The sequence below is a fragment of the Nostoc sp. CHAB 5836 genome, assembly GCF_020829445.1.
GTDB lineage: Bacteria > Cyanobacteriota > Cyanobacteriia > Cyanobacteriales > Nostocaceae > Nostoc.
This window is the reverse complement of record NZ_JAIVFV010000023.1, coordinates 39,499-61,505: the sequence shown is the minus strand read 5'-3', so window position 1 is coordinate 61,505 and position 22,007 is coordinate 39,499. Positions and strand designations below refer to the sequence as shown.

Genomic DNA, 22,007 nt, shown 5'->3' with positions numbered 1-22,007 from the left:
TTTACCACCTGTTATTACTAAAAATAATATTGTTCTTAAAATAAACAATAAAAACTTATCACTGACTCTTGCTTCCGTAGCTAATTAATCCTTTTCTGGCTTTTCATCACTTTTTCAGCAAGCCCTATTTACGTTTCGTAACATACTTGAGTTTTTTCGCACCAACGTACTTAGATAAATCGCTCTTCGCTTGTAGTGGCAGATGTTCCGATTGTAATCTGTCACCAGAAACATCAGATTCCATGACTTTTACCAATTACCCAATTACGTCGGAAAAACCGGGCTAAAGCTGATTCTTCTAAGGATAGATAAATGGGGCGTCCGTGGGGACAGGTGCGGGGGTTGCGAGTGCGTTGCCAATTATCTAAAAGTGTTTGCATTTCTTCGTGGTTCATTGGTGTACCATTACGAATGGCACTGCGACAGGCGACGGCTACTTGGGCTGTTTGTAAGTCGCCTCCCCAACTAAGTTCTAAAATTGCTTCTGCACAGTCGTCTCGCGGCTGCAAAGGTGCAGGTATGTTACGGACTGTCCAAAGTTGTTCGCCAAAGGGTTCTATTTCTAAACCGATGCGTTGCAGTTGCGATACTTGGGCTGGCGACAATTGATAAAGAATTATTGGCGGTTCCACAGGGACAAGTTGCCAATCATCGCATAATTGCTCATACAAAACTCGCTCATGGGCAATGTGTTGTTCCACTAACCACATACCACTTGAATGTTCCGCCACAATATAGGTGTTGCTAACTTGAGCGACAGCCTTTAAGGAGTTAGGAGTTGCGAGTGAGGAGTTAGAAGTTTTGTGATCTTCGTTGGGATTTTGAGGAGTGAAATTGTAGCTGCCTTTGGCTTCTGCGGCTTGGAGTAATTTACTAACTCGCGTTGTGTGAACAGCTTCTTTGAAATTGGCGGAAGAGATGCTGAGTACTTGGTTAATTGCTTGGGTAATTTGCTCTTGCCAATAAATGATTTCGTTGAGGTAAATTTCTGTTTTTGCTGGATTGCGATTCCAGTTAATTTGATCGGGGGAAATGGCAAGATGTAGGAAACAAATTGGATAGCGATCGCGCGGTAATGTTCTGTGAAATGCTGATAATATTGTTTGCTCTAGTTCTGGTGTCTTAACCATCCGTCCATTAATCGCTACACGTACCCAATCTGGACGATGACGATGAGTGCGATCGGGTAATCCTACCACTAAGTTTAGTGAGGAGTTGGGAGGGTTGGGGAGTTCGAGTTTGACTTCTTGCAAATCACCTTGTCGCACTTGTGGTAAAATCTGGGGTAGCAGCTGCCCAGTTGTGGCAGCAGGACAGATGGTGAACCATTGACGGTCGTTTTGCCAAATCTGCCAGGTGACGTGGGGATGACATAGGGCGATTTGTTGAATTGTCCCTTGCACGGCTTTCATTTGCTGTGCTGCTGTGGGTAATCCCTGACGACGAGATGAGCAATTACCGAAAAGATTGGAAACTGTAACTACAGTACCAGGTGCGATCGCAGTTACTTCAACTTGCATAACTTTCCCACCATCGCCATAGCTAATCCGCCATCCTAATTTCCCACCCACAGGACGACTTAAAATCTCCAAATCTGCCAGAGTCGTTAAACTGTGCAACGCCTCACCACGAAACCCCAAACTCTTAATTTTCCATAAATCGGCACGAGAGCGAATTTTACTGGTGCTGTGGGCTGTGGCTGCTTGTTGCAAATCATCTAGGTTCATTCCACAACCATTATCTGCCACACAAATTCGCCATTGCTGCGGCCATAGAGAAACCACAATTCGCGTTGCACCTGCGTCTAGGGAATTTTCTACCAATTCCCGCACCACAGAAGCTAAAGAGTCGATTACCTCACCAGCTGTAATGAGATATACGACTTCTGTTGGTAGAGTTTGAATAGTAGATGCCATAAATTATAAACCACGCCGATTTTGAAACCTGTAATTCAACTCTTTTCAAAAGGATTTGTCCTCATCCCCCAACCCCTTCTCCCAAGGGGAGACGCTGCGCCCTTGCGGTTAAGAGACTTGTTCGCTTTTAGCGTTCCCGCAGGGTAGCAGGTGGCGTTTGAGGCAATGGGTTACCCAACAAACCCATGAAAATGTTGGGTTTCGTTCCTCAACCCAACCTACAAATTTCTATTTTTTATGCAAAACCTACGCAGTATTGGGGGTAGAGAAAGTTGGGGGAGAAATAAATTCAAAGTTCGTCTTGGAAAGTTGTCAGTGCAGATTTACAGCGCTGACAACTTTCCGCAAAATTGAACATTTGTGCATTACAGCTTTCTCTACGGCATCAAAAAAAATCGTTTAATTAGTATCGCTTATTGCCAGAACTTTAGGTAGCTCAGGTTTGAGCAAACCGTTCAACAGAGATGCAGGACGTTGACTATAAGGCCAAGCAAAAGCGTGACGGAAAGCTGCATCCTGACAAGCTTGTAGTTGCTCAAAACTAATAATGTTGTAAGTCAAGAGATTTTCATACTCAAAGGGTAAACGCACATTGTGCAACCCAGCATTATCAGTACAAATAGCGATATCGACCCCAGCATCAAAACAACGGTCAAAAACTAATTTCAGTTGACGTATATCCTGCAAAGTACCAGTTTTCAGGTAAGTTGTGGGACAAACTTCCAAACATTGCCCGCGTTTAGCTACATCATTAAGTAGCTCTGGATATAGTAGGGGGATTTGGATGCCATGACCAATGCGCATCAAATAAGGTAATAGTTCTGGGTAACAACCGGCGGTGGTTTCATATAGATGTCCCGTGGTTTTAACGCCTAGCGATCGCGCATAATCATATAGACTAATCCACTCTTCTAAGCGATCGGCATAATAGCTATCACCCCCCGCTACATCTACTGCACAGACGTACTGTTGATTTTCCGCCGCCAAATCAACAATTGCCTTGTTTACCTCATAGGGTAAACGCGTGTGCATACAGAGAATTTGGCTAGTAACAATTGGATATTCTGGCTGGTGGCTGGCAAGCCCTACTACTTGCACAATTTTTGCCATCTTGTCAATTCTCTGTGATTGACTTAGATGCTCAGGTGTCCGCAAATAGGGAGTGTAGCGCAGTTCCAAATAAGCCAAATTTTCAAAAATGTAAGCACCCCGCACCAAGCGATAGATAAAGTAAGGCAAAGTCTCTACAGTTTGCACACTTTCTACCAAGGTATGTAATTCTAGATACTCATCTAGAGTGTTGCGTGGGCGGGTATAAAAATCTTCAAATTCTGAATAGTCAGCAAAGCGGGAAATCAACTCCGAAGAATGTCGCTCAAAATATCGCCATAAAACTCGTGGTACGACCGAGCCGCCCAGATGTCTATGTAATTCAGCATATAAAGCCATAGTGGTATTTTTAGATAAAAATTTCAATAATTGTAACAAAAACATCGGAATAAAAAATCTGCACTCGAAAAATTTAGCTCCACAGAAGTGAGAGCCAAAGTTTCCCATAGTGTTTTGAGCATAAATAAACTTGACATGATCAAGATTAAATTGATACGATCAAAATCTTTAATTTTTGTGTTATACTTAAATAAACATTGCTGTTGTTGAGAAAATAAAATATAGCAATATATTTTTCCTTCAACGAAGCAAATTTCTGGCAAGGTTGGTATTAATTGAAAATTCAAGCGTTAGAAGTCAAGGCTGGCGATCGCATCATTGCTTACTGCAACAACAAAATGCAAACCTGCAAGGTAAAACGCATTTTAGATCCAGGTCAAGCTAATATCACACTATCAGTATTCACCTCTGAGAATTATCGCGGCTGCTCAGTTTCATCTATAGTACGCTTTCGGTCAAACGCCTTGGTTGATTTGGTAAGTTAAAAATCAAGGAAACATTCAATCTCAAAAATCTCTCTAGCTCTTGTCCAGCCTATGGAGGCGGAAATGCTTGAGCAAATTAATACTATGCGTATGAGAAAAATTGAAACAAAATCTATTCAGATATAGCCGTTTATTGGCTATAATCTTTTATTGAGAGCAGCAATCTGCCACCTCAGACTGATTAAGAAAACCTTAATCAATAAAAAACGCAATCCCGTCAAGGGATAGGGGATGTCTGGTAGTACATCCAAGCCGCCTAATCTCAATATCCAAGGATGTCCATCCTGAATTTGGGATAGCTATATATATAGCGATCGCTCCACAGAAAAAGGGACTACTTCCAGTTAATGCTCAAACCGCCAAGGCGGTTGCTGTAATTCATGGGTTAGCTTCTACGGTTACTATGTGCTATGAAGCGGATTTGATATTCTTTCATGGTTAAATATACTTAATAGACATAGTAGTGAAAGAGAATTGTTTTGACGTAGCAGTGCTACATCTCTACAAGGGTTCTGGGTGACGCATATTTAATTTTTACCAGATGTCTAATCAATTTCTCTCAACAGAAGCGATGTCTGCGGCGCTCACTCAGCAGTTCGGCAACCTCACTGTAATACTATAATACTTGCTTTGTCCGTAGCTCTGCCGTTGGCGCAGCCTCTCATCGACAAGGGTCGAAGTATCAAACTCCCATTCGATCCTGAATTCTGACTCCTGAGTTGTGAATTCTTCTATAAATCTGCAACCTCAAGCCCATTAAGTCTCCCCTATTTACCAAAAAATCACGATCATTTAGTCAATCCTTGCAATTATATACATTAATCATGCTAATATCTGCTTGATGATATGATTACATTGTTATGTTCTTTGCTAAAATTCAGCTTAGATGAATAATTTCATAGATTGTACACCAGCCGATTCATTTCATGGCCTAGTTAGTCGCCTGAAAAGGGAGCATCCCAATGCAAGCTTAAGTCTCGTCCCTCACCCCCAGCCCCTCTCCCATCTTTGGGATTCGGGAGACATAACTCTAGTTCCCCGAATCCCATCTTTGGGATTCGGGGTTAGGGGATGAGGGCTATCAAGGGAATGGCACATTTGGGATGCTCCCCCTGAAAATAGTTTCGTACATTCATTTACTTAAGCACTTACTAAAAAAAAGACCTGTAGCTTCCCCTGATGGGTGGAGTCTTGATGCCTAGCCTTTCTTAGACAGCATTAACTGCTTATGAATGGACAGCCTTTAATATTGGTTGTAGAACAGAGTTTACATGATTTAGAGCTTCTTAATTCTCATCTAGGAATATTAAATTTCTCGTGCATTTGTACCAAACAAGGGGTGAGGGCTGTGATATTGGCACAAACTCATCAACCGGATATCATTCTGCTAGATATGATGTTATCTAATTTGAGTGCCAATCGAGTCATTCATGACCTCAAACACGACTCAAAAACTGCTACCATTCCAATCATTGCAGTAACACCTCTAAGAATGAAACAAAATCATGAATCTATGATGGTCAAAGGATTTGATGATTGCATTACTAAACCTTATGATTTTAACCAATTAGAAGTGGTAATCAATAGACATCTCCGGAAATTAGGTTTTCACCTAGACAGAGTAAGCGTTTGAGATTCTTCAAACTTATAGTCCAATACACTTGGGTTAAGCATTTCTTTCTTCTCTCTGTGTCCAACTCTTAGAGGATGTTTGAAAAGTCTAATTTATTACTAGCCCTGGCACAGGTGCGGCTACACAAACAAAACCTGCACTTCGACATGGTTCGATTGCGCTCACCAGCCGCTCAGTGACCACCTATGCAGGTTCAAAACCTTAATTTTTCGTTAGTCCACAAAGGTGGACAACGCTAGTGTAAGTAGAGCGGCGCAAATAAAGCTAAGTGGCTAAGGCTGTCATTTGTCACTTGTCCTTCGTCATTTATAAGGGTTTCAGGTGTATTTACGTTTCGTAATATAGTTTTATTTATTCTTGCTGACTTACTTAGTAGCGAATTCTATTCACCCAATACTTTTCAAACATCCTCTTACGAGACGCTCCGCGTTGGCGGTAGCCTGCGGCAAGCCGTTCGCGTAGCGTCTCGTAGAGAAGCGTCTACGTTAAAAAATTGACTTTGTAACAGAGTTTTAGCCAAAGCCTTAGCGTATTGACCTATAGTCAGTTTTGAAAGATTGACATCCTAATAAGCAACCACTTATGGCTCTTGATGTCGAGTGTGTATTAGTCGCATTACTAAATAGAACAAACACACAGAACTTTCATAATTAGCACTTAATGACCGCAAATTTAAAGATGACTTTAAAAATGATTTAATAGATATAATTTGTGAGAAAGTTAATACAAAGGTATATTCACTGATCTCAAATTCATGGATTCTTTATCTATCAATTCCTTACTTGAAGAGTTGAAAAACCCGGATGCTACAGTCCGCGAAAAGGCAACCAGAAAAATCTGGCGGATTTGGTTTCAGCAAAAGGGTATCTATGGGCTGGAAATAATTGACCGCAGTCAAAAGTTGCTGGATGCAGGTGAAATTGCTGAAGCTGAAACAGCACTGACAGCACTAATTAAAGAGCAGCCAGATTTTGCTGAAGCTTGGAATCGTCGGGCTTTCCTCTATTACAGTGTTGGTGATTATCAAAAATCTTTGGCAGATTGTCAGATGGTTGTGCAGATAAATCCAATACATTTTGGGGCACTTCACGGTATGGGCTTGTGTTATGCGGCACTAGCAGAGTATGGTCAAGCTATTCGAGCTTTTCAACGCGCTCTAGAAATTCAGCCCTATTCGCTAGTGAATCAAAAGTTGATTCTAGAATGTACATTTAGATTCAGCTACAACGGCAGATAAGCAATTCAAAATTCACGCATTCAAAATGTTCACGTAGCGTCTTGTACAAAAGAAATGCTATGGGCTAAATATCCTAGATGCGAATTCAAACAAAGACAGCTTAAAAGAAAGACCCTTGGTGTCTTATTGCACATCCCAACCCAGCAATTAAAACCCTTGCCGAATTAGCAAACTATAGAAACACATATCAAACTTTCTCTGTATATTTGTGTAACCTCCCTCGAAAAAGCTCGCTGTTGAGCGTTTATAATGTGTGGTTTGATTTTAAGAGCCGTGGGCATAACCCAAAATCCACCATCCCAAAATCGCCCATGATTGAAATTGACGGTTCCTACGGAGAGGGAGGCGGACAAGTTCTTCGCACTTCCTTAAGTCTAGCCGCCATCACTGCCGAACCCATAAGGATTACAGGCATTCGCGCTGGACGCAAAAAGCCAGGATTAGCAGCACAACACTTGACAGCAGTTCGGGCTGCCGCGAGAATTTGTAATGCCCAATTACGGGGTGATGCTTTGGGTTCAATGGTGCTGGAATTCATTCCAGGTAGTGCTGTGCAAGCTGGAATTTATACCTTTGATGTTAGTAAAGCACAACAAGGTGGTTCTGCGGGTGCGATCGCTCTAGTTTTACAGACAATTCTTTTACCTTTGGCACTCGCATCCGGCAATTCCCAAGTAACACTAAAGGGTGGAACTCATGTAAATTTTAGCCCGACAGTGACGTACATTGAGCAAGTTTATTTGCCAATATTGCAACGCATGGGAGTGGAAGCCCAAGTCAAGTTAGGCGCTTGGGGGTGGTTTCCCCAAGGTGGGGGAGAGGTGGAGTTACAGGTGGATGGGGGTGGTAACGTCGGCGGAATCAACTTGTTAGAACGGGGAGATTTACAACAGGTGCGGGGACTAGCAGTGGTGACGGAATTGCCTTCTCATATTCCCCAACGGATGGCAAATCGTGCCGAAAATTTGTTACGGTCAGCCCATTTGAAAGTTGCTGTACACGCCTTGCGAGAAAGAGGTGTCGCACCTGGGGCGGGTATTTTCTTAACTGCTGAATATCAGAACAGCTTAACTGGCTTTGGTGGGTTTGGGCGATTACGGTTGTCGGCGGAAACAGTTGCAGAAATTGCTTGTCAGCAACTGCTTGAGTTTCATCAAACTGGCGCAGCAGTAGATGAACATTTAGCAGACCAGTTATTATTGCCAGCTGCTTTAGCTGCGCAGGGAAGTCAGTATCGGGTAGCTGAAATAAGTAGACATTTGACGACAAATGCAGCAGTAATTGAACAATTTGGGCTAGCGCAAATCACGGTAGATGAAGCTGATAAAATAGTGTCAGTAATGCCTTTGACTAGACTTAGTGTTCAATCCTAAGTACAGATGCAGCATAAAATCGTGGCGAATTGAGGTAGGACTTACGCAAAAACCCTCTCAAACTCTGATTCCTCTGTGGCCTCTGCGTCCTCTGTGGTTCGTTTTCCGTTGCCTTTGCGTAAGTCCTATGAGGATTGAAATTTAAACGCAAAGGTTCGCAAAGGTAAACGCAAAGGTTCGCAGAGAATTCGCTACGAATTTATGAAATATTGTACTTAGTCAATTCAAAGCTATTCAGCACTTATAGCGTTGAGAGTTTCCCCCCTTTTTTAGGGTACGTATTGTCAGGTTTGTTGGGTTTGACGACCTTCAACCAAATCTACAAATATTCTTAACCGAACCCTATTGCCCTCACTCCTTAGTCATCAACTTTTTTTCTTCAGGGAGTAAGGTTGTTTCATCTTCCGGGCGATCGCCATTTACGGATTTGACTTGAGTTGTATAGGGTTTGATAATTAGACTAACGCCAATTGTCCAACCTAATGCAACCATCCAACCTGCGAGAATGTCACTGGGAAAATGAACCCCCAGATAGAGACGACACCACGCAACAGCTATGACATATAAGCTGCCGAATATGAGAACCAACCAGCGCCAAGAACTAGCCCAAGTGAAGAATAACAAAATTGCTACCAGAGTTATACTGGTCATGGCATGAGCGCTGGGAAATGCAAAACTAGACTCAAGTGCAATGGACTGCCACAATTGTGGACGCACTCGATGCATTAATTGCTTTGCTGTGCCATTGATGATGATGCTTCCCACTGAGGCGGTGAGTAAATAAGCTAGCGATCGCCAGCGTCTTTGTAGTGATAATATAAGTGCCATCGCACCCAAAATCGGTATCGCCGTCCAAGGTAACCCAATTGTCGCTAGGGTGAGAGCTAAAACATCTAACTGTGGGTTGGCTGTAGAATGAACTGCTAACAGAATCGGCACATCCCACGGGAAGCCCGCTTCATTCTCCCATACCTTCACTGTCAAGATTTCAAAGACCTGCAAAGGTAAATATACTCCGATTAAGAGGAGTAATAGCGATCGCCAACGGGCAATCAAGAGGTTTTTAAGAAAAGAAAGCGGTGACTGACTCTCTTTCTTGACTGTTTTCAGCTTTTCCATATCTAAATTCAAAAGACTGATCAACGACTTCATTGATTAGAAATTACTGGAATCTTGAGAAGTTCCACAATGTTTACAGTACGACAAATGTTTATAAGTAAGATTATGACAGTTTTGACATTCAATGTACTGATAATAACCACAGTGCGGACAATAAGTATCAAGATGTCGAATTTTCTTGGCACAATTGACACAGCGTGATTTTTGAACTCTGCTGCTTGCTTGGACTTTAGCATTAAAAACAAATTTTTGAAAAAACTTGATAATTCCAAAACCTATAATGGGAATTAGCAAGATATAAATATAATTTATTAGGAAAACTAATCCACCAAAAATGGCGCTAATGATCTCAAAGAGAAATTTAAATATTGCACCTATTTGCAGAAATTCAAATATTTTAACAATGAGTGGGATAAAAAAGATAACTAGCAAATGCCAGCTAATTAGAGAGACTAGTCCGTATCCTCTTCTTTGGGCAAATTTGTGAACTAATAAGGCAATGAGAATCAGTGGTAACAGAAAAAGAGACTGAAAAGCTAGCTGGATACTTGGATACCAAAATGATGCCTGCTTATAGCCTTTATCAACTTGCTGGAATTGATTTTCATCTTGAAGAAAGGCCAGAAAATTAACGCTTTCCGCTTTGGCAAGCAGTTCATTTTTCAGAGTAGAATTTTCTTGTTTAAGAGTAGAGATTTGGCGATTATTTTGTTCTAGTGCTTGTTTAGCTTTTTCAGCACTGACTTGATTAATTGATTGTTCACGACCCTGACCTGCAATTTTTTCTAAAAGCGTTGAGTCATACTGAGATTTAATCGTGCTATTAGCTTGTTCAAACCTACTAATTTTTGCTTGTTTCTGATCAATAGTTTTGATGATTTGCTGCTTTTCAGGGTTATTAACCTTATCTTTGTAATCTGCATATTGCAAGCACGTTTTAGAAACCTTACCCAGATGTCCTGTTTCGGCTTGTTGATAGTTTCGCTGAAAACTTAGTTGATTATTGGTGTAAGATAACAATGAAAGTTTAATAATTTCATAGTCTTTATCTTTAGTGGTTTTTGTCCGGTAATTTTGCCACTCTGAATAACATGGATAAGCCTCAGTCGGACTTATATACCATCGGCTAATATCATCGATTCCGCTAAAAACATTAATTAAGATAAAAATATCAATCAAAATAATGACAATCAAACTCACTTTATTCAGCGGTTCGTTGTTGATTGTCCTTGAATTACCTAAAAATTGACTCAAAATTCGGCGAATTCTGGCAAACATATTGTCTTTTAAATAAATGGAAATTCAATGAGAATCAATTTTAGATGATCAGTACCGAGTAACTGGGCAAAAATACACCTACTCATCTTAAGATTTGTTAACTACTGACCAGAAATTAAGACAATAAGTAGATTGGCGCAAATAAAGCTAACTGGCTAAGGCTGTCATTTGTCCTTTGTCATTGGTCATTAGTAAAGGTTTTAAGCTTATTTACGTTTCGTAACATACTTGACTTTTTTCGCACCAACGTACTTACACTTGGGTTAAGCATCAGGGCTATTTCATTTTCATCTAGCCCGCCTCAGAATGAATTCACCAGTCTAATAGCGAAAATCGTCTCAAGACGACTGAGAAAAGGTTATAGTCCAATACGCTTGGGTTAAGCATTTCTTTCTTCTCTTTGCGTCCTTGGCGTCCTTCTCCCTTGGCGCTAGCCTCTCCCTTTGGGAGAAGGGGAGACGCTACGCGATGGCGGTTCGTTAAAAAACTGACTTTTACTTAGAGTTTTAGCCTTAACCCAAGCGTATTGGGTTATAGTCCAATACACTTGGGTTAAGCATTTCTTTCTTCTCTCAGTGTCCTCTGCGCCTCTGTGGTTCGTCAAAAAAATTGACTTTGACAAAGGATTTTAGCCCCAACCCAAGCGTATTGGAAATTAAGATACCCGACTTTTCAAAAAAGTCAGGTATTTATGGCTTTCAATTCTCACAAATCAGGCTGAGGTCAAAAATCTCATGACTTTCACCTCAAGTTAACACAGTTGATGGCTGTGCTACGCTACAACTGAACCCTATTTAGCAGCGAAGTAGGCTTCTAACGCCTCAGAACCACCAATTAATTTACCATCGATAAATACTTGGGGAACTGTTGTTGCACCTGTAACTGCTCGTAAAGAGCGTGTGGTAATATCCTTACTCAAGGTAATTTCTTCGTAGTTAATGCCATGTTCCTTGAGCATCGCCTTAGCACGGGCGCAGAAGGGACAACCAACTTTTGCAAATAGAGAAACGAGTTCAGGCTTCACTGCTTGGGGGTTGATGTATCTTAGCATTGTCTCAGCATCGGACACCTTAAAGGGATCTCCTGGCTCGTCTGGTTCAATAAACATCTGGTTAACTACACCATCTCTTACCAGCATAGAATAGCGCCACGATCGCTTCCCAAACCCCAAGTCTGATTTATCTACCAGCATCCCCATGCCTTCCGTAAATTCACCATTACCATCAGGAATTAGTGTGATATTTTTTGCCTCTTGATCCTTTGCCCATTCGTTCATCACAAAGGCATCATTCACAGAAATACAGATAATGTCATCAACACCATTTTGTTTGAAAATCTCAGCCAACTCGTTGTAACCAGGGAGATGAGTTGATGAACAAGTCGGAGTATAAGCACCTGGTAAGGAGAAGACAACCACTGTCTTATTAGCAAATAGCTGATCGGTTGTCACATCCATCCACTCATTGTTCAGGCGAGTATGAAAAGTAACATTAGGAACTCTTTGCCCTCGGCGATTGGTGAACATAATTTTCCTTGCCTTTAGTAATCAATTCCAGTCATAACCTATCATGGGAGAACTGGTATAATGTAACTATCAATCGGCTAAGACACTTCATTAATAAAGGTGGCGATCGCTCCTACAAATTCAGCAGTTGATTCATAGGGTAAAACATTACGCCCATTTACTTTTATCCCTCGACCTTGAGGCAAACAAGCGAGGTAGTCAGCCAAGCGTTCATCTGGTGTTTCTTTTTTATTGTCTTGGCTAATACTCGATGCAGTTTCGCCCATAACGGCTAATGTTGGTTGCTGAATAGAGGTGATAGAACTAGTATAATCCTGTCGCCAAAACCCTGCTAAAAAAGAAAATACTGCATGACGACTCTCAGGATTTTCTGCACCTGCAACCAATGTATTCAACCACTCTGCATCCACAGCATTTTCAGAAGCAAAGAGTTGACGAGTCGAGAAAGAACGTAAAAATTTTGGGGTGCGTGCATAGCGATAAAAAGCATTTCCCAAAGGCGAATCTAACAAATTCCAAATAACTTTCTGCTGCCATTCTAGTGATTTATTTGTCATCAAAGCCCACGCTGGAGGCCCAGAAAGTACCAGTCCAGCAATTAAATTTGATTCCTTTTGGACTAATTCGATGGCAACTGGTAATAAAGCACCTTGTACCACTACAATAACAGGTTTTTGCACTACTGTTTGTAAAAAGTACTGCAACTGTTCTGCCCAATCACTAGGAGTGTAAGCTACATGAGGCATATCACTTTCACCACATCCTAGTAAATCAGGGTTGTAAATTGAATTACCCTGACCATTATTATACCATTCCCGACAAAATCGCTGCCAAAATTGCCGCGACAATCCTACGCCAATCGGATGAATTAGAAGTAAGGGAATACCGTCTGGTGTTGGATTAATTGGTTGATAAACTTCGTAGGCGCAACGATAATTTTGCCAACGATAAAACTGGCTAGGAGATGCTGTAAAATAGGTTGTGTTAGCTACAGTAGATGGTTGCATAATTCCTAGTTTTTAATACTTGCTAAAAAATTATCTGTGGATGAATCAGCTGGTATCCAGCCTCTTTGAGCTTTTCATTCGATACCCAAGCATTATATAGGCGGTTACTCTTGATAGATGTATCCCATTTAACCTTGGGTAAATTATGTTTTTCAAATAAGGTATCTAGCAAGTCTCGGCTGGTGAGGTGTGCATCATCGACTAGATTGTAAATCCCTTGCAAACGACGGTGACGGGCAAATTCTATCGCACCAACAATATCATCTAGATGAATCCAATTTGTGATATCCTCGCCATTTCCCGGACGGGTTGCACCAGAATATCTACTAAATATTTTCAACAGTTCTCTACCACTTCCATAAATCCCTCCTAAGCGGAAGATACAAACACGGAGATTTTCGCTAGATGCTGATAGCAACACATCCTCTGTTTTTCGGAGGATTTGTGCATTTAAATTAGGGGGGGCAAGGGGTGTTTCTTCATCTACCCATACACCATTTCTGTCACCATACACCGCATAACTGCCTGTATATATTAATTGTTTCACACTCTTAATCTGCTGTAAGAATGAAACTAAAGTTTGGGCAGTTTGTAAATAAGTTTCTTCATAAAGTTCCCTAGTTTTTGCACCAACACTCAAAAGTACAACATCTTGATTTTGTAAAACTGATTTTAGGCTCTCTAACTCATTACCGCAGGTAACGACAACTCTTTGTGATACTGATTGTAGTGCAGGGGCACGCTCAGGGGAAGTTGTGGTTACGCTGACAACAAAATTCATCTTTTGCTGCCAGTATTGAGCAACTTTATAACCAACATAACCACAACCAATGATTGCAACGTTCATGACAAATTAGACACAAATAAATTAAACTACTCATTGAGAGAATATTCTCAATTAAGAGACTGGGTGTAAATAAATTTAACAGCCCAGAGTGAACAGTCAATAGTTAATTTTACAAAAATTTTTACCTAATGACTATTTTGCTAATTCTTTCTCAATTATGGCAATGATCTCTGGTGAATTTGGCTGGACACTACTATTAAATCGAGCTACCACTTCACCTTGCTTATTGACTAAAAATTTTTCAAAGTTCCAAGCAACAGTTCCCGTTGGTTCAACGGCTTTGGTAAGTCGCTCATAAAGTGGATGCTGCTGGGAACCTTTGGCATGAATTTTATCGAATAGTTCAAAAGTAATACCATATTTACTCGTGCAGAATTGCACAATTTCTTCATTGCTTCCTGGTTCTTGCGCTCCAAAATCGTTGGAAGGAAACCCCAAAATACGTAACCCTGCTTCTCCATACTTCTGGTTCAACTTTTCTAGGGCCTCGTATTGAGAAGTATAACCACAGTAGGATGCTACATTCACAATTAAGAGTACCTTTCCGGTGTAGTCGTTTAATTGTTTATCCTCACCATTGATAGTCTTAACTGCAATATCTGAAATTGTGTTACTCATCTTGAATCTGGTTTATAGAGAATATTGCCAAGTTTCCCATATTACAGGTACTCTAAACCCAGTTTATTTAAGGAAATTAGGTTTGTTAACCTTGTGAGTTTAACTGATATCATGTTCGGTTGATTAAGTAGGTGGGCGCGATCAAATCAATATATGTTGAGTTTTGTAAACAGATTAGAACGATTCATTCATAAGCTCTTTACTGGTATTACATTTTATTACACAGTGATAATTTTTCCCCTTTACTTAGTTGCTTGATATGTTGCATCCAAAACTATATTTCATCACAAAAGGTAAAATGTATTTAGCGATACAGTTTTTTGGTTTAACTAAATAGATAATCTACCAAAATTATCCATTCACGCATAAATTTACCAAAAGTGAAACAGGAAGTAGTCTCATAATTTCTTTGAAGGATGTCCATGCTGAAGGCGATCGCATTGGGATCAATGCCTACGAACACGGCGCATCCGTATGGTCTGATGTGTATGCGATCAAGCAATTTCTTGAAGAAGAAGACAAAAATCGCCCTAACCGCGAATAGAGCGAACAATCACGCTTTTAGCTGAAAACCAGCCATTGTCAGGTAGACATAATACAGATTGCACAGATCCTTTGCCACTTCCTACTGTATTTTTTATTGAGATTATATAGACAAGAAAATTTTGGGCAATTTTCCCGCCAAAAATTCTTTAGACATCTGGATAGAAATTAAATATGCGTTATCCAGAACCCTTGTAGAGACGTAGCAGTGCTACGTCTCTAGATTCATTTTCACTCCTATGTCTTTTTGAAAATATTAAAGATTAAGTGAAGAAGACTTGACTATTTTAGAAATTAGATCATAATTTTCTTACGAAGAACTATAAAAAATATTTACAGATATGCCAATAGTTTCTTAAACTCTTATTAAGGTTATTTAAGTTTCGGGCTTTTAAAGAAGTGGTCTAAACAAAAAAATATCAAAAACCACTGGTGATCACTTCGGACGCTAGTTTTTCCCTAGTTTAAGGATAGTTTGGAGGATGACGCTCAAATTCATGTACAAACAAAAATCGAAAACAAAAAATAGGCATCTTTCTGCAAGAAATTACGCTATCAACTCACAATCCAATTCCCAGGTCAAGCTATCTAATCTGATTAAGGGACTCTCTCCCAGTTGGCAAGCTTGTTTACCTCTAGCTTGTCTGATTGTGTTGGGTTGGGGTTATGTCGCAGTTGCCCAAACTCCAGCCGCAGGGCCAACGACAGCAGAACTCAAAGTTGCTATTGACACCCTATGGGTTGCGATCGCAGCCTTTTTAGTGTTCTTCATGAACGCTGGTTTTTGTATGTTAGAAACCGGCTTCTGTCGCCAGAAAAATGCTGTCAACGTTCTTTCCAAAAACTTGATTGTATTTGCTCTAGCCACCGTTGCCTTTTGGGCGATCGGTTTTGGCTTAATGTTTGGTGATGGCAACGATTTCATTGGATTGAATGGGTTTTTCTTAGGAGGTGCAGATAACAGTCCCGCCACAGGAGAAGCCTATAAAGGTGTCTTCGATGGCATTAGTTGGGCTGGTGTACCCCTAGCTGCCAAATTTTTATTCCAGCTAGTATTTGCTGGGACAGCCGCAACAATAGTTTCTGGTGCAGTCGCCGAACGAATTAAGTTTGTTGACTTCTTAATTTTCAGCCTGTTACTTGTAGGTATTCTCTACCCCATTACCGGACACTGGATTTGGGGGGCTGGTTGGCTAGCAGATAAAGGCTTTTGGGATTTTGCCGGTTCTACGGTGGTTCACTCCGTAGGTGGCTGGGCAGCTTTAATGGGAGCAGCATTTCTTGGGCCACGCATTGGTAAATATCAAGATCGGCAAGTCGTTGCTATGCCTGGTCACAACATGAGTATTGCCACTTTAGGCTGTTTGATACTCTGGTTGGGCTGGTTTGGTTTTAACCCTGGTTCTGTGATGGCTGCTGATCCTGGTGCGATTACTCACATTGCTTTAACAACCAACATGGCTGGTGCCGTTGGTGGGATTGCAGCCACCGTCACCGCTTGGTTGTACTTAGGTAAACCAGACTTGTCAATGATTATCAATGGTATTTTGGCTGGGTTGGTTGGGATTACAGCATCTTGTGCCTACGTCAGTATTGGCAGTTCTTTTATCATTGGCTTGATTGCTGGAGTACTGGTAGTTTTCTCTGTAACATTCTTTGACAAACTTGGCATTGATGATCCGGTGGGAGCTACCTCAGTTCACCTAGTTTGTGGTACCTGGGGAACTCTTGCAGTGGGTTTATGGTCTGTTGGCCCTGGTGTTTATTCTTGGTATGGTGAGGCACTTGGCCCAGCAAAAGGTTTATTTGCAGGTGGTGGATTTGGGCAGTTCGGTGTTCAACTACTGGGCGTTGTCTCCGTAGGTGGTTTCACGGTTTTACTTAGTAGTATCTTTTGGCTAGTACTCAAAGCAACTTTAGGTATTAGAGTATCCAAAGAAGAGGAGCTAGAAGGTTTGGATATCGGCGAACACGGCATGGAAGCCTACAGTGGATTTCTCAAAGAAGGTGATGCAACTGGATTTTCTGAAGAACAAAGCTCAATTGGGAGATTTTAGCTAAAACAAAAAGATTTCGCAAAATTCTCTATCCAAGCTGGGAAAAGTAGGGGGTTTTATACCTCCTACTTTTCGTCTAAATAAATACCTGACACAGATACATAGGTAGGTGCATACAGCTAGCTCTACGCACCTACTTAGACAAATATAGAGACGAAATATAACAGGATGCTTGCGAGTATTGGCCGAATAATGTCACTATGAGTCTGCGTGATCTGAATTAAAGTAAAAACTTAATTTCAGCAAAACTTATTTTACTTGTAAAAATTTTATGCTTAAGGGATTGAGAGTTAGTATGCTGCTATTGGCAGTTCTGGGAAATCTGGCATGGTCATTTAGTGCCAAGGCAAATTTTAACGGCAAACTCACCGTAGAAATTGATGGATTGAAGAATAAACAAGGACAAGTCTGTGCGAGTATATTTGCTAGTAGTAAAGGATTTCCTGGCGATGGCGATCGCGTTTTACAAAACCAGTGTACCAAGATTACGGACACTCCCTTACCCATTACCTTTGATAACTTGAAACCAGGTAGGTACGCCGTTGCTGTCTTCCACGATCAAAATAATGACCGCGCTCTCAATAGCAATATTTTTGGTATACCAAGCGAAGGCTTTGGATTTTCCAGCAACCCAGAAATTCGCGCCAGAGCGCCCAAATTTAGCGAAGCAGTATTTTTAGTGGCGGGCCCAGATACTAATATTCAAATCCAGTTGAAATATTTTTAGAGCAGATTTTAACTTGGTACAAAACATCTGGTGAAAAAGAATTGTTTTGACGTAGCAGTGCTACGTCTCTACAAGGGTTCTGGGTAAGGCATATTTAATTTCACTCCTATGTCTACAGTACACAAACTAGGTCTCAAACCCCGACATAACACCTGTTTCAATACACTTGGGTTAAGCATTTCTTTCTTAGACCTCTTGCATAAATCAAACAATTTGAACCCCAAACAGCCAAAGCTACGCCTTGTCTCCCCTCCCCGCAAGCGGGGAGGGGTTGGGGGTGGGGTTTAGGGACTTTTGCAAGAGGTCTCTATTCCAATACGCTTGGGTTAAGCATTTCTTTCTTCTCTCAGTGTCCTCTGCGCCTCTGTGGTTCGTCAAAAAAATTGACTTTGACAAAGGATTTTAGCCTTAACCCAAGCGTATTGGTCTCTATTCTCCTGAATCGTTGCGTGAATCTTCCGCTAGACTCTGTTGTTCTGGTAAACCACGCATCCGATTCATCTGAGTTAAAGCATATCGTGCTGTTGCTTGCACTTCGGCATCTGGGTCTTCCAGCGCATGGTGCAACATCTGACTCATTTGACCCATCATGTCATAAACGCGCGTCAGGTCACGAATCGCATTTTGACGCACTTGTGGACTTTCATCTTGGATTGAAATTGCTAAAGCACGGTTCATCGGTTTGAGGGTGCGGGTGCCAATTTCTGCCAAAGCTGCCAAAATTAAACTGCTTTCTTGAGAATCAGCATCAATCATCAGGTCAACCATAGGTTGAATCGCCCGCGAATCTCCCTGCTGACCCAAATCCCAAATAGCCTTGCGCCGCTTCCTTGGCTCAGAACTGCGTAAGTCTTGAATTAATTCGTCAACGATATTGAGTTTAACAAGACGGGAAGTTTTTTCTGGTAGCAACAATTGTGTGGAAAGTTGTGCTGTAGCTGTTTGTAGACTAGTTGCAGTCTCTGGTAATGGTAGTGTAATCGGGTATTTGTTGGCTTCACTTAAACTTTCATTTTCTAATATTTCTGACTTTTGAACTCGTTTGACCTCACGAAACCACCTCAGCAGGTAAACGAGTGCGCCCATACATCCGAGAATTCCTATGGCAAATATTAACCACCAGACAAAGCCTCTCTCCGTTGGCTTGGGTTTTGCAGTTGGTTGAGAAGTCGGAGCCGGAAAGGTGACAATTGGAGAGGTGACCATCTGTTTTTTAGCTGCCAAAATTGCTTGCAGTCTCCCCATAGTCGCCAGACCCGTAATCCCATCTACTTTTAAGCCCTTTACTTTCTGGAATTTAGCTACAGCGATTTCGGTACTGGCGTTGTACTGTCCATTTACTACACCACTGTAATATCCCAACTGCTTTAATTGGGTTTGTAATCTCTGCACATCTGACCCCTGACTACCGAGGCTTAAAACAGCCGGACTAGCAGCAACTCTCGAACTGGCTTGTGCAAGTTCTAAGATTTCAGGTGCTAGGTTAGGTGTGGCTGTACTTGCGCGATTTGGGTAAAAACCCACACAAGAAAAACAGGTAAGTATCAGAATTGAGGAACGGCATAGCCTCATATTGCAAGTTTCAGCTTGAAGGTGCTAAAGAATGGGGGTTTCAAAGCCTCTCGACCCTTGTCTAACGACAGGCTGACGCCAACGGGGAGAGGACTGGAAGCGGGGTTTCTAGTATACTTTACGACTTTTCAAACATCCTCTTAGTACAGATGCAGCATAAAATCGTGGCCAATTGAGGGTTGAAATTTAAACGCATAGGCGCTTCGCCTTCCCGCAGGGTAGGTTCGCAAAGGGAAGCGCAAAGGAACGCAAAGAGAATTCGCTACGAATTAATGAAATGTTGTACTTAGGGTAAAATTTCTGGTTCTGATTCTCTAACTGCTAAGGTTATAGGGTTCAATTTTTTAGCAGATGCTTCTAATACTGGTTGCTGTATATTAGCTATTTCGCCGACGGTAACTGTGTCATTTTGTCCTGCTAAAGTATCACGTTGGTTAATGAGATAGATGCTGATTAAAGTCAGAAATACTCCTACCCATTGCAAGGTACTGAGGACTTCTGAGAGGAAGAGATTGCCGAATAGTAGGGCAAAGACGGGTGTGAGGAAGGTGAGGGAACTAAGACTGGTGAGACTGCCACTAGAGGCAAAGTAGAAGAATAGCCCATAGGCGATCGCACTGCCGAATACAGTAGCATAACCCAAAGCCACTAAATCAGATGCTCCTAAATTCTCCCACTGCTGGGATTCGACAACTGATGAAATTCCCCACAGTGGCAATCCACCCAAAATCATGTGCCATCCCGTAGCGGTTACTGGGTCAGCATACCGACATACAAACCGAATCAATACTGTCCCTATTGCCATTGATAGGGCTGCTAACAGCATCAACCATTCGCCACTAGCAAACAAATTTTGCCAGTTGCCAATTGTGATATTTGCGCCTGAGTCGAGAAAATGTAAAATCCACTCATCAGGTAAGCCAATTAAACTAATACCTGTAACTCCCAAGCCTAGCCCCAGCCATCCCCAAAAACCAATGTGTTCTTGGAATAGCCACAGCGACAGCAACGCAACAGCCAAGGGTTGTGAGTCAATCATTACAGACCCTAACCCCGCGCTAGTTCTGACTAATCCCTCTGCCAAAAAGCCTTGAAACAGCGTCCCATCTACTACGGCAAATAAGGCAATCCACAGCCATGCAGCCCAACCCTTGGGCTGGGGTTTATCCATGAACGCTGCTGCAATCAGAATTAACATCCCTGCTGGTATCAAACGCACCCCCGCCATGAATAGCGGTGTGGTATGGGGTATTACTCCTTTCATGGCTACCATTGCTGTCCCCCATAGGAAAAAGGGGGCAATTAACAGAAGGGGGGCGAAGGGAAGTCGAGATGCACTGAGTTTCAGTTGCATGGGTTTGCTGATGCCTTTGTTTAACAAGCGCAAAAATTGCTTTACCCAATTTTACCGAATTATGTAGTTTTGCGATCGCGTAGCGTCTGGGCTGACAATTCAGGTCATGTGGAAAAGTCAACGAAAAACCTAACACCCTTACAAAGGTAGGTATTTTGTATTTGGTCATTTTTTGACTATTTCACCCGATTTAAAAATTCTGAAACGACTAAACCACGTTAAATAGTTGAGAATTTTCTCAACTATTTTCGAGATTCCAAAAAACCTACCCTTGAAAGTTCCCGACACCAGGGTGGTTTCATACGAAGAAATAAAAATACATAAGTCTTGATTTGTCGTTTTGTGGCATGGCTTTTTACCCCGCTTCCATTCCTCTCCCCGAAACGGGGAGAGGCTTTGAAACCCAGTTGTTGTTTTTCTCTGCTTGTATGAAACCACTCTGCTTCCCGATGCGGTAAGGGGGAAATTCAAAGTCTCTCTCCTTTTAGGAGAGAGAAATAGAAGAGAGGTTTTCCATATGACCTAAATTATCCGTATAGCCACATAGATATCTGGTGAAAGGGAATTGGATAGACGTATCACTGCTACGTCTATACAAGGATTCTGGGTAACGCATATTTAATTTCACTAGATGTCTAATAGGTTACACGGTTATTTTATTTTTGCTGATTACGCTTCATTTGTTCTAACTCATCCTGAGTTTCCCAGCTACGGAACTTCTCTTCTAAGTCATCAAAACCACTAGAATAACTGCTAGTTTGATTCGACCAACCAATGGTTTCAAAACGCTGCTGGGTTTGCGCTTTTGCACGGGCTGTTTGTGCAACGGCTGCTTTAGCTTGCACCTCCTGTCGCCGTTGCTGAATTTTTCGCAGTAGTTCCTGAGATTGTTGAATGCGTTCTTTCAGCCCTTGCATATGTCCCCAGCGCTGATTTCCTTCGCGCAACAAGGCTGCTTCTCGTTCACCGGCCGCAGTCGCCAAATCTTCTCTGGCAGCGTTTTTGGCTTTTTGAACACGGATATGCCAACGCTGAATTTCTTGAGCGGTGGCCAGAATTTCTTCTTGCGATCGCTTCTCTTGTAATTGTAAATCTGCGATCAGCTTTAATGTGTCTTCTTCTTGCTCACGCAGCTGTTCTAGCAGCGCTTCTAACTCCAAATGTGGATTGTTGCGCAAGAATTCTTCTAAACGGTTTTCTAGAAACCGACTCAAATCATCAAATAAGCCCACTGCTAGAACTCCAGAGATCGGGTGCGTGACTATTT

The 22,007-nt window shown here is 41.7% G+C and carries 18 protein-coding genes; 7 read left to right on the top strand and 11 right to left on the bottom strand.

The annotated features are described in order from the left end of the window. Positions 1-233: 233 nt before the first annotated feature. Both mutL and LC605_RS07335 read right to left on the bottom strand, forming a co-directional pair. A complete protein-coding gene (gene mutL / locus LC605_RS07340) occupies positions 234-1,916 on the bottom strand; it encodes a DNA mismatch repair endonuclease MutL (RefSeq protein ID WP_229546897.1) in 1,683 nt (560 codons plus the stop codon). Between the two features lie 399 nt (positions 1,917-2,315). Beyond that, positions 2,316-3,365, bottom strand: coding sequence for an adenosine deaminase (locus LC605_RS07335; RefSeq protein WP_229546896.1), 1,050 nt, complete (start codon positions 3,363-3,365; stop codon positions 2,316-2,318). A gap of 275 nt (positions 3,366-3,640) precedes the next feature. On the opposite strand from LC605_RS07335, the gene LC605_RS07330 reads away from it, so the two are divergent. The 4 genes from LC605_RS07330 (at position 3,641) to rtcA (ending at position 8,093) form a co-directional block, all read left to right on the top strand. After that, a complete protein-coding gene (locus LC605_RS07330) occupies positions 3,641-3,850 on the top strand; it encodes a hypothetical protein (RefSeq protein WP_229546895.1) in 210 nt (69 codons plus the stop codon). Between the two features lie 1,228 nt (positions 3,851-5,078). Further along, entirely contained in the window at positions 5,079-5,483 is a 405-nt protein-coding gene (locus LC605_RS07325) for a PleD family two-component system response regulator (RefSeq protein WP_229546894.1), read from the top strand. Positions 5,484-6,237: 754 nt separating this feature from the next. After that, the gene (locus tag LC605_RS07320) at positions 6,238-6,720 is read left to right on the top strand and encodes a tetratricopeptide repeat protein (RefSeq protein WP_229546893.1); all 483 of its coding nucleotides are present in this window, start codon (positions 6,238-6,240) and stop codon (positions 6,718-6,720) included. Between the two features lie 311 nt (positions 6,721-7,031). Continuing rightward, positions 7,032-8,093 carry an RNA 3'-terminal phosphate cyclase gene (gene rtcA, locus LC605_RS07315; protein ID WP_229546892.1) on the top strand — a complete coding sequence of 354 codons (1,062 nt, stop codon included), beginning with the start codon at positions 7,032-7,034 and terminating at the stop codon, positions 8,091-8,093. Positions 8,094-8,444: 351 nt separating this feature from the next. On the opposite strand, the gene LC605_RS07310 is transcribed toward rtcA, so the two are convergent. The 6 genes from LC605_RS07310 to LC605_RS07285 all read right to left on the bottom strand — a co-directional run bounded on the left by LC605_RS07310 (position 8,445) and on the right by LC605_RS07285 (position 14,487). Beyond that, the gene (locus tag LC605_RS07310; protein WP_229546891.1) at positions 8,445-9,212 is read right to left on the bottom strand and encodes a phosphatase PAP2 family protein; all 768 of its coding nucleotides are present in this window, start codon (positions 9,210-9,212) and stop codon (positions 8,445-8,447) included. Between the two features lie 36 nt (positions 9,213-9,248). Further along, positions 9,249-10,490, bottom strand: a complete 1,242-nt coding sequence (locus LC605_RS07305; protein ID WP_229546890.1) for a hypothetical protein — start codon at positions 10,488-10,490, stop codon at positions 9,249-9,251. Between the two features lie 790 nt (positions 10,491-11,280). Next, a complete protein-coding gene (locus LC605_RS07300) occupies positions 11,281-12,015 on the bottom strand; it encodes a redoxin family protein (RefSeq protein WP_229546889.1) in 735 nt (244 codons plus the stop codon). A 77-nt stretch (positions 12,016-12,092) separates the two neighbouring features. Continuing rightward, positions 12,093-13,022 carry an alpha/beta fold hydrolase gene (locus tag LC605_RS07295; protein ID WP_229546888.1) on the bottom strand — a complete coding sequence of 310 codons (930 nt, stop codon included), beginning with the start codon at positions 13,020-13,022 and terminating at the stop codon, positions 12,093-12,095. Between the two features lie 22 nt (positions 13,023-13,044). Next, the gene (locus LC605_RS07290; protein WP_229546887.1) at positions 13,045-13,869 is read right to left on the bottom strand and encodes an SDR family oxidoreductase; all 825 of its coding nucleotides are present in this window, start codon (positions 13,867-13,869) and stop codon (positions 13,045-13,047) included. A gap of 132 nt (positions 13,870-14,001) precedes the next feature. Next, positions 14,002-14,487: a glutathione peroxidase gene (locus LC605_RS07285; RefSeq protein ID WP_229546886.1), complete on the bottom strand. Its 486-nt coding sequence runs from the start codon at positions 14,485-14,487 to the stop codon at positions 14,002-14,004. A gap of 409 nt (positions 14,488-14,896) precedes the next feature. Between LC605_RS07285 and LC605_RS32845 the strand changes: the two genes are divergently transcribed. The 3 genes from LC605_RS32845 (at position 14,897) to LC605_RS07275 (ending at position 17,814) form a co-directional block, all read left to right on the top strand. Next, entirely contained in the window at positions 14,897-15,031 is a 135-nt protein-coding gene (locus LC605_RS32845) for a hypothetical protein (protein ID WP_267868450.1), read from the top strand. A gap of 496 nt (positions 15,032-15,527) precedes the next feature. Beyond that, positions 15,528-17,087: an ammonium transporter gene (locus LC605_RS07280; protein ID WP_229546901.1), complete on the top strand. Its 1,560-nt coding sequence runs from the start codon at positions 15,528-15,530 to the stop codon at positions 17,085-17,087. A gap of 271 nt (positions 17,088-17,358) precedes the next feature. Continuing rightward, on the top strand, positions 17,359-17,814 hold the full coding sequence (locus LC605_RS07275) for a DUF2141 domain-containing protein (RefSeq protein ID WP_229546885.1): 456 nt from the start codon (positions 17,359-17,361) through the stop codon (positions 17,812-17,814). Positions 17,815-18,243: 429 nt separating this feature from the next. Here LC605_RS07275 and LC605_RS07270 read toward each other — a convergent pair whose 3' ends face one another. From LC605_RS07270 to LC605_RS07260, 3 genes are all read right to left on the bottom strand, one after another. Next, on the bottom strand, positions 18,244-19,386 hold the full coding sequence (locus LC605_RS07270; RefSeq protein WP_229546884.1) for a peptidoglycan-binding protein: 1,143 nt from the start codon (positions 19,384-19,386) through the stop codon (positions 18,244-18,246). A 286-nt stretch (positions 19,387-19,672) separates the two neighbouring features. Continuing rightward, complete coding sequence (locus tag LC605_RS07265) at positions 19,673-20,740, bottom strand: DMT family transporter (RefSeq protein ID WP_229546900.1); 1,068 nt, start codon at positions 20,738-20,740, stop codon at positions 19,673-19,675. 656 nt (positions 20,741-21,396) lie between these two features. Continuing rightward, entirely contained in the window at positions 21,397-21,972 is a 576-nt protein-coding gene (locus LC605_RS07260) for a TIGR04376 family protein (protein WP_229546883.1), read from the bottom strand. Positions 21,973-22,007 lie beyond the last annotated feature (35 nt).

What these genes read in the sequence shown, in the direction of transcription:
- mutL (WP_229546897.1), bottom strand. Translation starts at nt 1,916, where the DNA reads ATGGCATCTACTATTCAAACTCTACCAACAGAAGTCGTATATCTCATT.
- LC605_RS07335 (WP_229546896.1), bottom strand. Translation starts at nt 3,365, where the DNA reads ATGGCTTTATATGCTGAATTACATAGACATCTGGGCGGCTCGGTCGTA.
- LC605_RS07325 (WP_229546894.1), top strand. Translation starts at nt 5,079, where the DNA reads ATGAATGGACAGCCTTTAATATTGGTTGTAGAACAGAGTTTACATGAT.
- LC605_RS07320 (WP_229546893.1), top strand. Translation starts at nt 6,238, where the DNA reads ATGGATTCTTTATCTATCAATTCCTTACTTGAAGAGTTGAAAAACCCG.
- rtcA (WP_229546892.1), top strand. Translation starts at nt 7,032, where the DNA reads ATGATTGAAATTGACGGTTCCTACGGAGAGGGAGGCGGACAAGTTCTT.
- LC605_RS07310 (WP_229546891.1), bottom strand. Translation starts at nt 9,212, where the DNA reads ATGGAAAAGCTGAAAACAGTCAAGAAAGAGAGTCAGTCACCGCTTTCT.
- LC605_RS07305 (WP_229546890.1), bottom strand. Translation starts at nt 10,490, where the DNA reads ATGTTTGCCAGAATTCGCCGAATTTTGAGTCAATTTTTAGGTAATTCA.
- LC605_RS07300 (WP_229546889.1), bottom strand. Translation starts at nt 12,015, where the DNA reads ATGTTCACCAATCGCCGAGGGCAAAGAGTTCCTAATGTTACTTTTCAT.
- LC605_RS07295 (WP_229546888.1), bottom strand. Translation starts at nt 13,022, where the DNA reads ATGCAACCATCTACTGTAGCTAACACAACCTATTTTACAGCATCTCCT.
- LC605_RS07290 (WP_229546887.1), bottom strand. Translation starts at nt 13,869, where the DNA reads ATGAACGTTGCAATCATTGGTTGTGGTTATGTTGGTTATAAAGTTGCT.
- LC605_RS07285 (WP_229546886.1), bottom strand. Translation starts at nt 14,487, where the DNA reads ATGAGTAACACAATTTCAGATATTGCAGTTAAGACTATCAATGGTGAG.
- LC605_RS07280 (WP_229546901.1), top strand. Translation starts at nt 15,528, where the DNA reads ATGTACAAACAAAAATCGAAAACAAAAAATAGGCATCTTTCTGCAAGA.
- LC605_RS07275 (WP_229546885.1), top strand. Translation starts at nt 17,359, where the DNA reads ATGCTTAAGGGATTGAGAGTTAGTATGCTGCTATTGGCAGTTCTGGGA.
- LC605_RS07270 (WP_229546884.1), bottom strand. Translation starts at nt 19,386, where the DNA reads ATGAGGCTATGCCGTTCCTCAATTCTGATACTTACCTGTTTTTCTTGT.
- LC605_RS07265 (WP_229546900.1), bottom strand. Translation starts at nt 20,740, where the DNA reads ATGCAACTGAAACTCAGTGCATCTCGACTTCCCTTCGCCCCCCTTCTG.